Origin of the sequence: Phyllobacterium sp. 1468 (genome assembly GCF_031455525.1) — a bacterium.
Classification (GTDB): domain Bacteria; phylum Pseudomonadota; class Alphaproteobacteria; order Rhizobiales; family Rhizobiaceae; genus Phyllobacterium.
Genome location: NZ_JAVDSX010000006.1, coordinates 201607 through 218712 on the forward strand (window position 1 = coordinate 201607; position 17106 = coordinate 218712).

The following is a 17106-nucleotide window of genomic DNA, read 5'->3' on the forward strand; positions in this document are numbered from 1 at the left end:
CTCCCTTATTGTGCGAGCGCCCGGCATTTCTCTGGTGGGAAATGCAGCCATACTTCTTGGCCAACCGGGATCGCAACGTTGACTGGCGCGACTGTACGCACCGTTTCTCCACCAGCGATGGAAACGAGATAGTCCCGGTGCGAACCGAGATAGATTTGCCGCGTGACTGTGCCGACCGTCACATTCGTATCCGCACTCTTGGGCTTGGCCGACGACAGTTCGATGTCATGATGCCGAACCGAAACTGCTGTTTTTCCGGAAGCAGCAGTGCTGCCGCTGCCGCATCGAAGCACAAGCCCGCCTTCGCCAACAACGCTGTCCTTATCGCCGCGGGTGCCGCTGAGAATATTTGTGCCGCCAATGAAGCGGGCGACAAATTCAGTCTCCGGACGTTCGTAGATATCTTCCGGCGAACCCGCCTGCTCGATACGGCCGTCATTCATGACGACAATCATGTCGGCGGTGGTCATGGCTTCCGCTTGATCATGCGTCACATAGACCGTCGTGTAGCGAAATTCGTCGTGAAGCCGGCGGATCTCAAAGCGCATTTCCTCGCGCAGATTGGCGTCGAGGTTTGAAAGTGGCTCATCAAGCAAAAGGATTTCGGGCTTGATGACCAGCGCTCGCGCTAGCGATACACGCTGCTGCTGGCCGCCGGAGAGTTCACCCGGATAGCGATTCTCCAGCGGAAGGAGCTGCGTGGCTGCCAGGATCGTCCGGACGCTTTTGGTCACTTCCGATTGTGGAAGACGCCGTAGTTTCAGGCCGTAAGCTACATTCTCGAAGACCGTCATGTGCGGCCACAGCGCGTAGCTCTGGAAGATCATCGACATGTTGCGCCCCTCGGGCGGTACGGTCGAGTGCGCTGATGATATGGTTCTTCCGCCGACGCGTATCTCGCCGGCGTTGGCGGGAACGAAGCCTGCGATAAGCCTTAGCGTTGTTGTCTTGCCGCAGCCCGAAGGCCCAAGAAGACAAACGAGTTTGCCTTTATCGACGGCTAGATTGACGCCTTTGACAACCGTAAGCGAACCATAGCTCTTGGTCAGGCCGTCTAATTCCAGGAATGCCATTCCACCTCCCGAGTGTTTACGGAACCGACAAGTCGGTTTTCCGCTGATATTGGCTTCATCGAAACGTACGGAGCAAATTGAAGACTGTCAACAGATTACTATTTTCACTTCTTCACATTGAATTGTGAGGATTTGAATCGAGAATGGATGTCCGGTTGACAGATATCCTACAAGTGAGTATGTAGTCCCGACTTCAGTATTCGCCGAGATTGGAATCCGAAGAATGGCATTCAAATCCCTCAAGCCTCTGCACCGCGCGCCTTTGCTGCATGTATCCGTGCAAGAAAGCTTGCGGGCTTACATCAACGAAAATGGCCTGGAAGCAGGGGCGCCCATGCCGCCGGAAGGCGAACTGGCCAGCCAACTCGGCGTCAGCCGGAACTCGCTGCGCGAAGGAATCAAGGCATTGGAGTCGGTTGGTGTTCTAGAGTCGCGGCGCGGTGTTGGCGTCTTCGTCAAGGCATTCTCCTTCGAGCCGCTGCTTGATAATCTTGCCTATGGCTTGGGCGGGGCGCTGCGCCAGATCGAGGAAGTGCTGGAGATTCGCAGGACGCTCGAAGTCGGCTTGATAGGCAAGACCCTGCAGAGGATTAACGCCGAAGATATCCAGGAGTTGCGGCAGGTCGTCGCTCGCATGCGCGTGCATGCTGAGCGCAATGAAGCCTTTGTCGATGAAGACAGGCTTTTTCACCGGCTGCTTTTCCGCTGTCAGGAAAATGAGACGCTCGTGCGGCTGATCGAGGTGTTCTGGCTCGCGTTCTACAAGGCGTCCGATTTCGTCAATCTGGAAAATACAGATCCGATGGCGACGTGGCGCGATCATGAGGCGATCGTCGATGCCGTGGAGGCCAGAAATCTCGAAGACGCCCGCAACCGCCTCGACAGTCACTACGAGGGGATCGCTCGCGTGATTGCACATAACAAGACCAATACGGCAAATGGGAGGATACCATGAAACTACGAATGATAGCTTCAGCGCTGGCACTGTCAGCCGCGCTGATCGGAGGTGTAACTTTGGCTCCCGCCGCAGCGCAGTCTGCAACCTTGTCGGGTGGATTCGATGTCGGACCGGGAGGGTTCCAGGGCAACTTCAACCCGCTTGCGGCCACAGCCGGATTTACCTGGCTTAGTGTCTATTTCGAGCCGCTCGTTACCTATGACGAAAAACTGCAGAAGGTCGTGGGCGTTCTGGCAGATAGTTACGAAGTCAGCTCAGACCAACTGACATATACGTTCAAGCTAGCGGATGCCAAATGGCATGACGGCAAGCCGTTTACCTCCAAGGACGCGAAGTTCACCATGGGTCTGGCCATGGACGCGAAGTCCGGGTCAGTGCTCGCCGCGAGATTAAAAGCAGTCTCATCAGTCGAAGCTCCGGATGATCATACCCTGATCGTCAAGCTGAGTGCGCCAAGCGCAAGCACTCTCGACACGATGACCAAGGTGATGATGCTGCCCGAACATGCATTGTCATCGATACCGGCAGATCAACTCGCCAAAAACGCCTGGTGGTCTACCTCGCCAATCGGGACCGGACCTTTCAAGTTCACCAAATACGTCACCGACCAATATGTGGAACTTGCAGCCAATACCGACTATCGCGGTGGCAAACCCGCACTAGAGCGGGTGATCAATCGGTACTTCGCCAATCCGGCAGCCGCCATCGCTGCCCTTCGTGCCGGCGAAATCCAGTTCACCTATGTCGACTCCAATGATGTGTCGACGTTCAAGGGTGATGAAGCTTTCAAGGTCATCGAAGGTGACAGCTTCGTCGTCAACTACCTTGGCTTCAATCATGAGTCACCGATCTGGAAAGATCCGCGCGTGCGCAAGGCGGTGATGTATGCGATCAATCGCGACGCCATCATCAAGAGCCTCTATGCGGGTGCTGCCAAGCCGGCAAATTGCGCCTATGTCGCTGACCGGCTGGTGCCGCAGGGCATCGACCCTTACGCTTACGATCCGGAAAAGGCGAAGCAACTTCTGGATGAAGCCGGGTGGTCGCAGATCAATGGCGACAAGCCGATTACCCTTCTGACCTACTACACCACACCTCTCGCGACCAACGTGCTCGCCGCCGTGCAAGCCATGCTTTCGCAGGTAGGAATCAATGTCGTGCCGCGCGCCGTCGATACACCGACGTACAACAGCATCGTCCTGAACCCGAAGCCGGATGTCGCGCAGTTCCAGCTGGTCTATGCCGGTCTTCAAAGCGGACCCGACGCGGGCAGCATCAACGTCGGCCTGAATGAAAAACAAATCCCGCCAGCAGGCCCCAATGTGGTGCGCGCGCGTATGCCGGAACTCAACAAGGCGCTGGACGCTGCCCTTGCCGAACCCGACGCTTCCAAGCGCGATGGCCGGTATCAGGATGTCTGCAAGGTCATGAATTCCGACCTGCCATGGGCAACGCTATGGGTGGCAAACCGCTATGGCGTTGTGTCGTCAAAGGTCAAGGATTTCATCTGGACGCCGGCACCGGGTGGTGGCCCCTATCAGGCTCATCCCGAAAAATGGTCACTCGGCGAATGATCGCCCGTGCCTGATCGTGGCTTAAGGGGTGGCGTTGGCCACCCCGGCAAAACGGAACGAATATGCTTCAGTACAGTCTTCGACGTCTGCTGATAGGAGTAGGCATGCTCCTTGCCTTGAGCGTGCTTATCTTCTTGCTGTTGCGTCTCACTCCCGGTGATCCGATCGATGCCTATATCGATCCGAACATCCCGATGTCGCCAGAGCAGCTTGCCGACCTGCGCAGCCAGCTTGGGCTCGACAGACCAATGCCGGTTCAATACCTGGCATGGCTGCAACAGGCCGTCGCGGGGAATCTCGGCTTCTCGATCAAGCGTCAGGATCAGCCGGTGCTGGAGCTGGTCTTGTCGCGCATCGGTCCTACAGTTCTGTTGATGGGATCGGCATTGGTCATCGCGATTATCGTGGGGATCGTCACTGGTGTTATCAGCGCGGTGCGGCGGAATTCGCCGGTGGACCTCTCATTCTCGGTGTTCGCACTCGTGGGCATTTCGAGCCCGGCGTTTCTGAGCGCGCTGATCGGCCTTTATATATTCGCCGTTCGCCTGGGATGGGCTCCGTCGGGTGGCATGCTGACGCCGGGTGCGGAATTTTCCATCGGAGATTTGCTCCATCATCTGCTCTTGCCCGCAGCACTGCTCTCCATCGCCCAGGCTGCCCTGATCATGCGTTACATGCGCTCGTCTCTGCTTGAAGTTCTCAATCAGGACTATGTGCGGACGGCGCGGGCGAAGGGCGTCAAGGAATTCTGGGTCATCGCCAAGCATGCGTTGCGCAATGCCCTGCTGCCCGTGGTCACGGTCATAGGCTCGACAATCGGTCTTGCGATCGGCGGCGCGATTTTCATCGAGAGTGTGTTCAATTGGCCGGGCATGGGTCTGTTGCTGGTCAATGCTGTCGAGACGCGTGACTATCCGGTCATCATGGGCGCAACACTGATCATCGGTGCCTGTGTGATTGTCGTCAACCTTCTAACCGACATCACCTATGCGATCATCGATCCGCGCATCAAGGTCGGTTGAGATGCTGGCACGCTCACCTTCCCACAGCCCGGGTCCAATGGCGCGCGCATTCCACCGTTTCGGCCACAATAAGGCCGCGCTGTTCGGCGTTTGCATCATCGTGCCGATGCTCGCGATGATCCTGTCCTATCCCTTGTGGTGGACATTCAAGCCGAACGACATCGATCTGCTCGCCATGAACAGCGGACCGACGGCTAGCCATTGGTTCGGAACCGATGGTGTCGGCCGCGACGTTTTTGTCCGTGTTCTGGAAGGCGGCCGTATTTCGCTGCTGGTAGCTGTAGCCTCGACAATCCTTTCGGCGATCATCGGGTTTCTGGTGGGTGCAATATCCGCACTTGCCGGTCGCTGGGCCGATGCTGTCACCATGCGCTTCGTCGATCTGGTCATGACCCTGCCGCCGGTCATCTTCCTGCTGGTGCTGGCGTCGATTGCCGGTACGGGCATCTGGCCGACGGTGCTTGTCATCTCGCTGCTGTCATGGCCACTCCTGTCCCGCATGATCCGATCGAGGCTGCTTGAACTCCGGGAGCGGGATTTCGTTTTGGCTTCGCGCGGCATGGGAGCAGGGCTCGGGCATCTGCTGTTCCGGCACGGCCTGCCGAACTCCATCGATATCCTCGTCGTCTATGCGACGCTGCAGATCGCCAATGCGATCCTTCTCGAGGCCGGGCTGTCATTCCTCGGTCTCGGTATTGCCCCGCCAGCCGCCAGCTGGGGAAACATGCTCAACGCAGCGCGCTCGACGGCCGTTCTCGAACAATTCCCCTGGCAATGGCTGTTCCCCGGTGGGGCGCTGGTCCTTGCCGTCCTTGCAATCAACTTTATTGGCGATGGTCTAAGGGATGCCTTCGATCCTCCTGCCGAACTGAACTGACAAAGAAAGAAAGCGAAAATGACCAAATTTCATGGGGTTGTTCCTCCCGTCGTAACACCTCTCAATCCGGATTTCACTGTAGACTATCCGTCCTACACGCGCGTGCTCGAACATCTGCTCGGCGCAGGCTGCCACGGTGTATTCGTGCTCGGGTCTACCAGCGAAGTGGTGTTCCACAACGAAAAGACCAGGCAGGAAATTCTTGAGCACTCGGTCAAGATCGTCAATGGCCGCGTGCCGGTCATTGCGGGCGTTCTCGATGCGACGACCGACAACGTCATTGGCCATGCCAAGGTCGCAAAGGCAGCGGGAGCTGCCGCCGTCGTCGTGACAGCACCATACTACACTGTCACCAGCCAGCCCGAGATCATCGACCATTTCCGCTATATCAAGGATGCCGTCGACATTCCGCTTGTCGCCTATGATATCCCTGTCTGCGTCCATGCCAAGCTGGCTCGATCGACAGTGACGACGCTCGCCAAGGAAGGCACCATTATCGGCCTCAAGGATTCAAGCGGCGATGATGGCAATTTCCGTTACGCCTTGCTGGATCTCGCCGAGCACAAGGACATCTTCCTGATGACCGGTTCCGAGATAGTCGTCGACAATTCTCTGTCGATGGGTGCGCATGGGGTGGTCCCGGGACTCGCCAATGTGGACCCGCATGGCTATGTCCGCCTCTGGAACGCTGCGCAGCGCGGCGATTGGGCAGCGGCGCGCAAGGAGCAGGAACGACTCTGCCGCCTGTTCGAGATCGTCTGGGTGGCGCAAAGCCGCGTTAGCGGTGGCGCATCGGGCGTGGGCGGTTTCAAGACCGCCATGCGCAGCCTCGGCATCATTGATACGAACGTCATGCCGAGACCCAGACAGGCGCTCGATGAGGCAGAATCCGCAAAGATCGACGCCATCCTGCGCTCAACCGGGCTGCTCGGCTGAGACGGGATATGGACGAGCGCGTGGATCCCATTCTCGACATTCGCGGGCTGCGGACAATCTTCCGCACCCGCGGCGGCGAGATTACCGCAGTCGATGGCATCGACCTATCGGTCGCTGCCGGCGAAACCGTTGCGCTTGTCGGCGAATCCGGTTCCGGCAAATCCGTGACCAGCCTGTCGGTCATGGGGCTGTTGACCCGCAATGTCGGTGCGATTGCCGCCGGTAGTATCCACTTCAAAAGCAAGGATGGCGCTGTCCGTGACCTCGTCACGCTGGATGACGAACAGATGCGCAAAATCCGCGGAGACGACATCGGCATGGTGTTCCAGGAGCCGATGTCCAGTCTCAACCCGGTGTTCACGGTGGGTGATCAGATCGCTGAACCGCTTCGCATCCATCACAATGCCGACCGGAAATCGGCCACTGACTCGGCGGTGCGACTTCTCGATCAGGTAGGCATCCCCGATGCGAGACGCCGGGCGGGACAGTATCCGCACGAGCTTTCGGGCGGCATGCGTCAGCGCGCGACGATTGCCATGGCGCTTGCCTGCGATCCGACATTGTTGATTGCCGACGAACCGACGACGGCGCTTGATGTGACCATCCAGGCGCAAATACTCGATCTTCTGATCAAGCTGCAACGTGAACGTGGTATGGGCATGCTTTTCGTCACGCACAACCTTGGCGTGGTAGCCGAAATCGCTCATCGCGTTGCGGTCATGTATGCGGGGCGCATCGTGGAGGAGGGGCCTGTCGGTGAGGTTTTCCGCAATCCGCGCCATCCCTATACACTCGGACTTCTGGCGTCGATGCCTCGGCTCGGTGAGGCAACACGCATGAAGCAGACCGGCCAGAAATTGGCGGCTATTCCAGGCGTCGTCCCCAGTCTTGCTGACATGCCGGATGGATGCGCATTTTCGCCTCGTTGCCGCTACGCGATCGATGCCTGCCGGGCAGCGGTGCCTCCCCTCGCCGAGGTCAATGCTATGCACAGGAGCCGCTGCATACGGTGGCAGGAGGTAGGCCGATGAGCGCTGCGCCATTCCTCACCGTTCGCGATCTGGGCAAACACTACGTTTCCCGCGGCACGAAACTCAATATCCTGGAAGGCATCTCCTTCGACATCGCCAAGGGAGAGGTGGTTGGACTGGTCGGTGAATCCGGCAGCGGCAAGACAACGATCGGCCGTTCGGTCCTGCGCCTGGTCGAGCCTTCCTCGGGTAGTGTAAAATTCGATGGTACAGAACTGACGACACTTTCGGCCGCGCAGATGCGGCGAACGCGGCCGCGTATGCAGTATATATTCCAGGATCCCTTTGCCAGCCTGTCGCCGCGCATGACCATTGGCGAGATTTTGACCGAAGGCCTCAAGATCCAGGGCATCGGCACCCGCAAGGAACGCATGGACCGGGCACGAAACGCTCTCATGCAGGTCGATCTTCCTGCCGAAGCCGTCAATCGCTATGCACACGAGTTTTCCGGCGGGCAGCGTCAGCGCATCGGTATCGCCCGCGCGCTGACGCTCGCACCGGAATTCATTGTCGCCGACGAGCCTGTTTCTGCGCTGGATGTCTCGATCCAGGCGCAGGTCATCAATCTCCTGCGCGATCTGCAGCAACGGCTCGGCTTGACCATGCTGTTCATCTCGCACGATCTCGCGGTTGTCGAATATATTTGTGACCGTGTGATTGTCCTCTATCTCGGCCGCATCATGGAGATCGCATCAAGCGCTGATCTTTATGCGCAGCCGCAACACCCCTATACGCGTGCTTTGCTTTCCGCGATCCCGTCGCCGGATCCGGATGCGCCCCGCAACCGGCAAATCCTGAAGGGCGATATTCCAAGCCCGGCCAATCCGCCGAGCGGCTGTGTATTCCGGACACGTTGCCCGGTCGCGCTGGAGGCCTGCGCCCATACGGTACCTGAATTGCGCGAAGTTTCGCCCGGCCAATTCAAGGCCTGTATCCGCGACGATTGAACTAGGAGCCCAGTGTGAAATCAGCGGAACATGCGATCAAGGGGAATTGGGCCAGTCTACTCCTGCCCATCGAGGCGGACGACAGCATTGAATTCAGCAAGCTTGGCGCTGAAATGGACATCCTGATCGATGCGAACGTCGATGGTATCTATTCCAACGGAACCGCCGGCGAATTCCACAACCAGACTGAAGAAGAGTTCGATCGCATTCAGCTGATGCTTGCCGAGCGTTGCCGAAAGATGGGCATACCCTTTGTCATTGGCGCTTGTCAGCCCGACCCGGCGATCATGCTGAACCGTGTCCGGCGCGCGGCTGCACTGGCCCCCGCTGCCATTCAGGTCATCTTGCCCGATTGGTGGCCGCTGACGGACGAAGAGGCAATAGACTACCTCAACAGGGCGTCCGGGATTGCCAACGGCATTCCGATCCTCCTCTACAACCCGCCGCATGCAAAACGCGTTCTTGCTCCAAGGGAACTCGGCGCGATATTGGCTGAATCGCCGGGCGTGGTTGGCGTGAAACTGGCAGACGGTGATGCGAACTGGTACGCCGAGGCACGCGACCATCTGAGCGGCGTCTCGCTTTTCGTGCCGGGGCATCACCTCGCGACAGGCATCAGGGAAGAGGTGGCAGCAGGTGCATTTTCCAACGTCGCCTGTCTTAGTCCACGCGGCGCGCAGCGTTGGACCGACCTTATGCTAGCCGATATTGACGCTGCCGTCGAAATCGAACAGCGCATCTGCAAATTCATGGATCAGCACATCGTTCCTTTCAGGCAGAAGGCTGGCTATTCCAACGCTGCGCTGGATAAATTGCTTTGCGCGATCGGCAATTGGGGCCCGGTGGGCACGCGCTTACGCTTTCCGTATCGCTGGATCGGTGAAGACGAAGCTCAACGCCTGCGCGCCGTCGCGAAACAGGAACTGGGCGACATCATGATTTGATGGGCAGCTGATCCGTCTATTTCGGAGCGTGCGACTGCACCACTTTCTTGCATTCGGGTGTGAGCTTGTCCAATTGCTTGGCTAGACATTCGATAACCCGCCCCCCACCAGGCACGACGCCGGGGCAGTATTTTTGAAAGTCCGCCATGCATGCTTCACGTTCGGCAGCCGTCTGCGCCATGGCCGAGCTGCAAAACATCCCCACTCCAATGACAGTCAAAATCATCCGCATAACAACCCCCTACAATTTTTTATGGAGAGCTATCTCTCAGATACGGAATAACGTAGCATCGATCATGCGTTTTCTGCAAAGGCCAATTGGGGGATATAATGGCCGGAACAAGTGGATTGCATACACGGCAATTTGAACGCTCTTTCGGCGCTCGCAGGAGGTTAGTCCTTGCCTGCATCACATTCTTCGGGCTGGCATTAGCCGGCTGTAGTCAAGAGAACACCTACGTTCCGCCACCGCCGCCCAAGGTCGATGTAGCGCGTCCGGTAAAACAGAACGTCACGCCTTATCTTGAGGTGACTGGTACTACCGCAGCGGTTAACCAGACTGCGCTGGTTGCACGGGTACAAGGCTTCATCGAGGAAATCGAGTACAATGACGGGGATGCCGTAAAAGCCGGTACCGTTCTTTTCGTCATCGAGCCCGAGTCTTACCAGCTGGCGTTAGACCAGGCGAATGCCGCAAAGGCGTCGGCCGACGCCTCCGTAAAGCTATCGCAGGCGGAATACGAACGTCAGGCAGCGCTCGTGGCCAAAACCTTTGCCACACAACAAGATCTGCAGAAGGCGGAGGCGCAACGTGAGGCCGACCTCGCCATTCAGCAACAGGCGGCATCCAATGTCAGACAGGCCCAGCTCAATTTAAGCTACACGCAGGTAAAAGCGCCGTTCGACGGTGTCGCCACCGCGCGGCTGGTGTCAATAGGCGAACTCGTTATCGCGTCCACCACGGCGCTTGCAACGATTGTCCAGCTCAATCCCATCTATGTCAATTTCAACGTCAGTGAGAGGGACGTGTTGCGTATCCGCGCGGCCATGGCGAAACGCGGGATGACCGCGCAGGATTTGAAAAAGGTCCCCGCCGAAGTCGGTACGCAAAATGAAACCGGTTTCCCGCATGTGGGGACGCTGGACTATGTGGCGCCCACTATAACCGCATCGACCGGCATGCTGGCAGTCCGTGCCGTCCTGCCCAATGCCGATCGGCAATTGCTGCCTGGCTATTTCGTCCGCGTCCGCGTTCCTCTGTTCGAAGAACCGGGAATGCTGCTCGTGCCGGATCGTGCCATTGGGAGTGATCAGGGCGGACGCTATGTCCTGGTTGCGGGCAAGGATGATATCGTCGAGCAGCGCAAGGTAGAGATCGGGCAGCTGGTTGGCGAATTGCGCGTCGTGACAACCGGCGTCACACCGGAAGATCGCATCGTCGTCTCAGGCTTGCTGTCGGCCGTACCCGGCCAGAAGATAGAGCCACAGTTGAAGGATCTTAGCGCCGTTGCGGCGAATGGCGCAGCGCAATGATCTCGAAGTTCTTCATAGAACGGCCCGTATTGGCCAATGTAATCGCCATCCTCATGGTCGTCATCGGCTTTGTTTCGCTTTATTCGCTGCCGGTCGCGCAATATCCGAATGTCGTGCCGCCAACCGTGCAGGTCACGACCCGCTATCCCGGAGCCAGCGCACGCACGTTGGTCGATACGGTGGCGTTGCCGATAGAACAGCAGGTCAACGGCGTTGAGGACATGCTCTACATGCAGTCTTACGCGGCCTCTGACGGCAGCTACTCACTCACGGTGACATTCGCCATAGGCACTGATCTCGACGCGGCACAAGTGCTTGTGCAGAATCGCGTTTCAGCTGCGCTCGCCTCATTGCCGCAATCGGTGCAGGTGCAGGGGGTGAATGTCCAGAAGAAGTCGACGTCGATTCTTGAGATCGTCACGCTGACCTCACCAGACGCCACCCGCGACAGTCTTTACCTCAGCAACTACGCTACCATAGCGCTCAAGGACGAAATCGCGCGAATTCCCGGCGTTGGCAATGTTACGGTATTTGGCGCCGGCCAATATTCCATGCGTATCTGGCTCGATCCCGACAAGATGCAGGCACGCGGCCTGACGGCGCAAGACGTCATCCAGTCGCTGCAGCAGCAGAGCGAGCAGGTGACCGCCGGTCAGGTAGGCATGCCGCCGGCGCCGGAGAACCAATCCTTCCAATATACGATCAATGTCGAGAGCCGCCTTAGTGATCCCGACGCGTTTGGTGCGGTCATAGTCAAGACCGACGCCAATGGCGGCATGACGCGCGTGCGGGATGTCGGCCGCGTTGAGCTCGGTGCGCAGACTTATAGTCAGGTGTTCCGGCTCGATGGATCGGATTCCGCAGGCCTTGCGATTTTCCTGTCCCCTGGTGCCAATGCACTGGACGTGGCCAAGAGCGTAGGCGCAAAAATGAAGGCGCTTGCTGCCGGATTTCCGCAGGGCGTTGCTTATTCCATCCCCTTCGACACGACGACCTTCGTCAGTCAGGCAATCGGCGAGGTATACAAGACCTTGTTTGAAGCCGCACTTTTGGTGCTGATCGTTATTCTCGTGTTCCTGCAGGACTGGCGTGCCATGCTGGTACCCGCGACGACTGTTCCGGTGACTATCATCGGCGCATTTGCTGCGATGGCCGCCATGGGATTTTCCGTCAACCTCTCGACCCTGTTCGCCATCGTGCTGGCAATCGGCATCGTCGTTGACGACGCCATCGTCGTGGTCGAAAGCGCCTCGCACAATATGGAGCGCGGCATGTCCGGCCATGACGCGGCCATTAGCGCGATGGACATGCTCTTCGGGCCGATCGTCGGCATCACGCTCGTTCTCATGGCTGTGTTTCTGCCCGCTGCATTTCTACCAGGCATCACCGGTCAGATATTTTCGCAATTCGCGCTCGTAATCGCGGCCACTGCGTTCATCAGCGCGATCAACGCCGCAACCTTGAAGCCGACCCAGTGCGCCATGTGGTTGCGCCCGCCTGTACCGCCGGAGAAACGAAATTTCTTCTTTCGTGGCTTCAATGCAGTCTACCAGCGGCTGGAAAACGGCTATGTCAGTGTGATCGGTTCGATGGTTGCCCGCAGTGGCCTCATGGCGGTCATTGCTCTCGCTATCATCGCCGCCGCTGGTTACGGCATGTCGCGTGCGCCAACCGGCTTCCTGCCCATCGAAGATCAGGGTTATCTTCTGGCGGCGGTGCAACTTCCGGACGGCGCTGCCCTTGGCCGAACGGAAAAGTCGCTGGAGGCACTGGGCAAGGTCGCGAAGGAAACGCCGGGCGTCTCCCAGGTCATTACGATTGCCGGCATTTCTGCCCTCGACAATAATTCCGCACTCGCAAATGCCGGTCTTGCCTACATCATGCTCGACGACTGGAGCAAGCGCGGCCCTGGCGAGGACCTGGCTTCCCTCTACAAAACGCTCAACGCGAAACTCAAAGGCGTAGGCGAGGGCAGGGTACTCGTTCTTCCGCCACCGCCGATCCAGGGTATCGGCAACGCCGGCGGGTTCACCATGCAGACGGAACTGCGCGACGGCAGTTTCGACCTGGCCAAACTGCAGAGCCTGACCAATGCCATAGTGAAAGCGGCCGAATCCCAGTCGGGTATTCAAAGCGTCAATGCACCTTTTCAGGCCAATGCGCCGCAATATACCGTGGAGATCGATCGCGAGAAGATTGAGTCTCTCCAGCTGACGACCGATCTGGTTTTCAATACCCTAGCAAGCTATCTCGGCTCCAGCTATGTCGCTCAATTCAACAAGTTCGGCCGGGTGTTCCAGATCTACGTCCAGGGCGATGCACAATTCCGCCTGACCCCGGACAGCATCAACAATCTGACTGTGCGCAACATGAATGGCGACATGATCTCGCTCGGAACGGTGTTGACCATCGTACCGAGCGTGGGGCCCTCTTTGATCAGTCTCTATAATCTCTATCCTTCGGCTTCGATTGTCGGCGTGCCGGCGGCCACATTTTCGTCGGGCCAGGCGATGAATCTTATGGAAGAGATCGCTGCCGCCACTCTGCCGAATGGCACGAGCTACGAATGGACGGCGCTGTCGTATCAGGAGAAGCTGGTCGGCAACCAGATGATCCTGGTCTTCGCTCTTGCGTTGTTGCTGGTCTATCTGGTGCTGGCCGGGCAATATGAAAGCTGGATCGCGCCAGTATCGGTGCTGCTGGCTGCGCCATTGTCTTTGATCGGTCCTGTTTCCATTTTCCTGGGCTTGCATGTGGCAGTGAATCTCTATGTGCAGATCGGCCTTATCCTGCTCCTCGCGCTTTCAGCCAAGAATGCCATTCTCATCGTTGAGATGGCGCGTGAGTTGCGTGCATCCGGGCAATCCATCATCGATTCCGCGACAGGGGCGGCGCGAGCTCGCTTCCGGCCGATCCTGATGACGTCATTTGCCTTTATCCTCGGCGTGGCACCGCTGGTATTTGCGACCGGAGCCGGCGCTAGTGCCCGCAAGTCTATCGGCATCACGGTCTTCAGTGGCATGATCGCCTCGACCTGCCTTGCTGTTCTCTTCGTTCCTTCCTTCTTTGTCGTCATGCAGCGCTTTGAAGAGTGGCGTGCCACGCGCAAGCGCCCGGCGGAAGCAAAGGTCTTGGACACTTGAGTTTACGGCCCATGAGCAACGCAGCAGCGAAATTCAAACCATGAGTGCTCTTGCAATCGGCGGGATTACGTTCATCTGCCTGTCGTTTGCTGTGGTGGCTGGAATATTTCTTCGTGACCACCTGCCGGAACACCACCTGAATATGGACTCAAAAGAGGCGATCAAGCTTGCAACGGCAGTGGTCGGAACATTGTCAGCGCTCGCGGTCGGGTTCTTGATCGCATCGGCAAAGACGGCATTCGATGACGCCGAGGCAGAGCTGAGAACATCGGTGGCGCGCGTCGTCCTGCTTGACCGGGTCATGGCGCATTACGGCCCCGAAACGAAGGAGGCGCGGCGTCTCCTTGCGGAATTGGTAAGCCTGCGGCTGCAAGACTCCTGGGTCGACGCTGATCACGATGATACAACGCCGGACGCGGGCAGAAGCGACCTGGGGATCGAGCCCGTTCAGGATGAATTGCGAGCCCTTTCTCCCGAAACCGACGCCAAGCGCCAGCTGCAAGCGCGGGCCATTGCGATCAGCGGAGAAATTGCGGAGGCGCATTGGTTACTCCTCGAGAAAGGAGGCGAAGGCTTGCCCCAGGCTTTCCTTGTAATTCTTGTCTTCTGGCTTGCGTTGCTCTTTTTCACGTTCGGGCTGTTGGCGCCGGCCAACGCCACGGTCATTGGCATGTTGTTCGTGTGCGCTCTCTCGGTCGGAGGAGCAATATTTCTGATTATCGACATGGCTCACCCATACCTCGGCATTATTCAGGTGTCCGATGCTCCGCTGCGGACCGCGCTTGCGCATCTGGGCAAAAATTGAAACCTCTCCCCCCAAGCAATGCCACCATGGCGGATCAAATTTTCCCTGCAGCAGCGAGCGAAGACCTGTTTTGTGATAGGATGCTTGAAAACAACAGCGTGGCATGTGAGGGAAAGCCACTCTCACTCGGGAACGATGATCGGGCAGGGAATCAAAATCATACCGCGCAGATTGAAGCGCCGCATAGGGAGCAGGCGGTGAAAATCCTGCGTCGATCCGCGGATCGCTGGGGCATAGCTGCCATCCCGGCATTTTTGCGGCGACTTGGCCTTATGCTTCCGGACGGAAAAGCGTTGTCGCCCGGCGTGCCGGTGAACGCGCCTGCGCTCCCGCTTTTGCCTTATGGCCTCTTGTTGCTCATGAGTGTCGGCGTCATCATAACGGTGTTCGTCGTCGGCGTTGTCGAGAGCCGGGACCGGATGGTCTTGCAATCGAAAATCCAGTTGCGCCAGAAGACCGCACTGCTCGAAGCGTATGTCAGCAAGATACTCGAGGCGAACGACATGGTGCTTCAGGGTATTTCGTCCGAAGTTGAACCCATGTCATGGTCGGAAATTGCTTCCTCGGAGCGTCTGGTCAAATTTCTGGCTACCCAGAAGCAATTTCTCAAGCACTCGGGCGTTATTGCCCTTGTAGACCGCGACGGCAAACTGGTTTCTACCAGCGAAGGCTATCGCAGTAGTTCCCTTGATGTGAACGACCGGGATTATTTCCGCTATCATCGGGATCATACATCGAATGCCACATTTATAGGCGACCCGTTGATTGGCCGCGTGTACGGGCAACCCTCCTTGACTATGAGCAAGGCTCTACGCCAGCCCGACGGGAAGTTCGACGGCTTGATACTGATCACGATGCCGATCGAATATTTCACCAGACTGTTCGATGGAGCGGCTTCTCCCTCGGACGCTGCACAATTCCTGCGCGGGAACGGCGAAGTCGTGGTGAACGTCCCGTTCTGGGAAGGCGGCGCAATCATACCTGATTGGTTTCGGCAAGCGACAGCCGAGAATCCAGTGTCGGGTGAGATACACCACGTTTCTTCCTCGGAGGGCATCGACCGGATGGTGGCCTACAGGAAGGTCGAAGGTTTCCCATTCTACGTAACCTACGGCATTGACGAGAATGCACTGCTTGCTGGCTGGCGGCAGTCGGTGCGCGTCTACGGTTCTGTTCTGGGCATCGCCCTTGCGGCGTTTCTCGCCACAGCGTGGCTGGCACGACGCCGTTCGATTGCCCTTATGTATTCGAACGAGTCGCTGCGCGAAGTCAGCGAACACCTTCTGGTTTCACAGGATGGGGAGCGCCGCTCCATTGCCAGGGATCTTCACGATTCCACGGGCCAACACCTGATCGGCGCGGCGATGGAACTGGCGAATGTCAAATCCCTACTGCCCGATAATGACGGCGAAATCTCGCGAGCGCTGGCGCGCGCATCGAAACTCGTTTCGCAAAGCAATGAGGAGCTTCGCACACTATCCTATCTCTTGCATCCTCCGATGCTTGACGAATCCGGCCTTCCGAATGCTCTTGAGCTACTCGTCGTGGGTTTTGAGGAGCGAAGCGGACTGGAAATCGAACTGAGGGTCGATCCCGTATTGGCGGCAAAACGACCCCCGCCGGATGTTGAACTCACCATTTTCCGTATTGTCCAGGAAGCGTTGACCAATATTTATCGTCATTCCCACGCCGCCAAGGCAACGATCAGGCTGATCCGCCAGGGGAGCGAGCCCGATACGATCCTGTCGCTCACCGTCAAGGATGATGGTGTCGGCATCGAAAGGCGAAGGCGCCGGAATGTCGGCGTTGGTCTTTCCGGTATGGAGGCGCGGCTTCGCCCGCTCCACGGCACGATTGATATTTCGACTGGAAGAAAGGGCACCACGATTTCGGTGAAAGTGCGCGGTTAGTCAGGAGTACGCTGAAGTTCGCCGATGTCCCGTTGATCGCGCTCCAAAAAGAAGTTGAGGAAGGTGCGGACCACGGCGATCGCCGCAATGCGGCCGATGTCGTCCCAGGCCGGAGTGACCGAGGTTTCGAGTATGTCAGCTGCAAGCTGGAACGTCAGTCCCGCCACCAGCCAGCGCGAATAGCGCATCCACACGTGCCGGACCGCATGGTGCCCTTCCGGGTGCGAAAACATCACCCTGGTGCCGTTGACAAATGCATCCACCGTGCCGATCGCAATGATGATCAACGCGAAAATGTCGATGATCGAGACGATTGGTTCTGTGAGCTGGATCAACAGGTCCCTGAGCATCGA

At 58.0% G+C, this 17106-nt stretch carries 15 protein-coding genes; 12 read left to right on the top strand and 3 right to left on the bottom strand.

Features of this window, described 5'->3' with window-relative positions:
• Positions 1 to 5: 5 nt before the first annotated feature.
• On the bottom strand, positions 6 to 1073 hold the full coding sequence (locus J2X72_RS17625) for an ABC transporter ATP-binding protein (RefSeq protein WP_210002901.1): 1068 nt from the start codon (positions 1071 to 1073) through the stop codon (positions 6 to 8).
• A gap of 223 nt (positions 1074 to 1296) precedes the next feature.
• Here J2X72_RS17625 and J2X72_RS17630 point away from each other — a divergent pair, with 223 nt between their 5' ends.
• From J2X72_RS17630 to J2X72_RS17665, 8 genes are all read left to right on the top strand, one after another.
• Positions 1297 to 2028: a FadR/GntR family transcriptional regulator gene (locus J2X72_RS17630; RefSeq protein WP_405044735.1), complete on the top strand. Its 732-nt coding sequence runs from the start codon at positions 1297 to 1299 to the stop codon at positions 2026 to 2028.
• A complete protein-coding gene (locus tag J2X72_RS17635; protein ID WP_310073976.1) occupies positions 2025 to 3605 on the top strand; it encodes an ABC transporter substrate-binding protein in 1581 nt (526 codons plus the stop codon). Before J2X72_RS17630 ends, J2X72_RS17635 begins: the two co-directional genes overlap by 4 nt.
• A gap of 62 nt (positions 3606 to 3667) precedes the next feature.
• Positions 3668 to 4627 carry an ABC transporter permease gene (locus J2X72_RS17640; RefSeq protein ID WP_310073979.1) on the top strand — a complete coding sequence of 320 codons (960 nt, stop codon included), beginning with the start codon at positions 3668 to 3670 and terminating at the stop codon, positions 4625 to 4627.
• Position 4628: 1 nt separating this feature from the next.
• Positions 4629 to 5504, top strand: coding sequence for an ABC transporter permease (locus tag J2X72_RS17645; RefSeq protein WP_310073981.1), 876 nt, complete (start codon positions 4629 to 4631; stop codon positions 5502 to 5504).
• Between the two features lie 18 nt (positions 5505 to 5522).
• Complete coding sequence (locus tag J2X72_RS17650; RefSeq protein WP_310073983.1) at positions 5523 to 6440, top strand: dihydrodipicolinate synthase family protein; 918 nt, start codon at positions 5523 to 5525, stop codon at positions 6438 to 6440.
• Between the two features lie 8 nt (positions 6441 to 6448).
• A complete protein-coding gene (locus J2X72_RS17655) occupies positions 6449 to 7471 on the top strand; it encodes an ABC transporter ATP-binding protein (RefSeq protein ID WP_310073985.1) in 1023 nt (340 codons plus the stop codon).
• On the top strand, positions 7468 to 8418 hold the full coding sequence (locus tag J2X72_RS17660) for an oligopeptide/dipeptide ABC transporter ATP-binding protein (RefSeq protein ID WP_310073988.1): 951 nt from the start codon (positions 7468 to 7470) through the stop codon (positions 8416 to 8418). Before J2X72_RS17655 ends, J2X72_RS17660 begins: the two co-directional genes overlap by 4 nt.
• Before the next feature lie 14 nt (positions 8419 to 8432).
• Complete coding sequence (locus tag J2X72_RS17665; protein ID WP_310073990.1) at positions 8433 to 9362, top strand: dihydrodipicolinate synthase family protein; 930 nt, start codon at positions 8433 to 8435, stop codon at positions 9360 to 9362.
• Between the two features lie 16 nt (positions 9363 to 9378).
• On the opposite strand, the gene J2X72_RS17670 is transcribed toward J2X72_RS17665, so the two are convergent.
• Positions 9379 to 9594, bottom strand: a complete 216-nt coding sequence (locus J2X72_RS17670; protein WP_310073992.1) for a cysteine rich repeat-containing protein — start codon at positions 9592 to 9594, stop codon at positions 9379 to 9381.
• A gap of 98 nt (positions 9595 to 9692) precedes the next feature.
• On the opposite strand from J2X72_RS17670, the gene J2X72_RS17675 reads away from it, so the two are divergent.
• The 4 genes from J2X72_RS17675 to J2X72_RS17690 all read left to right on the top strand — a co-directional run bounded on the left by J2X72_RS17675 (position 9693) and on the right by J2X72_RS17690 (position 16753).
• On the top strand, positions 9693 to 10895 hold the full coding sequence (locus J2X72_RS17675) for an efflux RND transporter periplasmic adaptor subunit (RefSeq protein WP_310073994.1): 1203 nt from the start codon (positions 9693 to 9695) through the stop codon (positions 10893 to 10895).
• Positions 10892 to 14038, top strand: a complete 3147-nt coding sequence (locus tag J2X72_RS17680; protein WP_310073996.1) for an efflux RND transporter permease subunit — start codon at positions 10892 to 10894, stop codon at positions 14036 to 14038. The genes J2X72_RS17675 and J2X72_RS17680 overlap by 4 nt, the downstream gene beginning before the upstream one ends.
• A 40-nt stretch (positions 14039 to 14078) precedes the next feature.
• Positions 14079 to 14843 carry a DUF4239 domain-containing protein gene (locus tag J2X72_RS17685; RefSeq protein ID WP_310073998.1) on the top strand — a complete coding sequence of 255 codons (765 nt, stop codon included), beginning with the start codon at positions 14079 to 14081 and terminating at the stop codon, positions 14841 to 14843.
• Positions 14844 to 15040: 197 nt separating this feature from the next.
• Positions 15041 to 16753 carry a histidine kinase gene (locus J2X72_RS17690; protein ID WP_310074000.1) on the top strand — a complete coding sequence of 571 codons (1713 nt, stop codon included), beginning with the start codon at positions 15041 to 15043 and terminating at the stop codon, positions 16751 to 16753.
• On the opposite strand, the gene J2X72_RS17695 is transcribed toward J2X72_RS17690, so the two are convergent.
• Positions 16750 to 17103, bottom strand: a complete 354-nt coding sequence (locus tag J2X72_RS17695) for a DUF1622 domain-containing protein (protein WP_210002915.1) — start codon at positions 17101 to 17103, stop codon at positions 16750 to 16752. The two genes, J2X72_RS17690 and J2X72_RS17695, sit on opposite strands and share 4 nt — an antisense overlap.
• Positions 17104 to 17106: the final 3 nt, after the last annotated feature.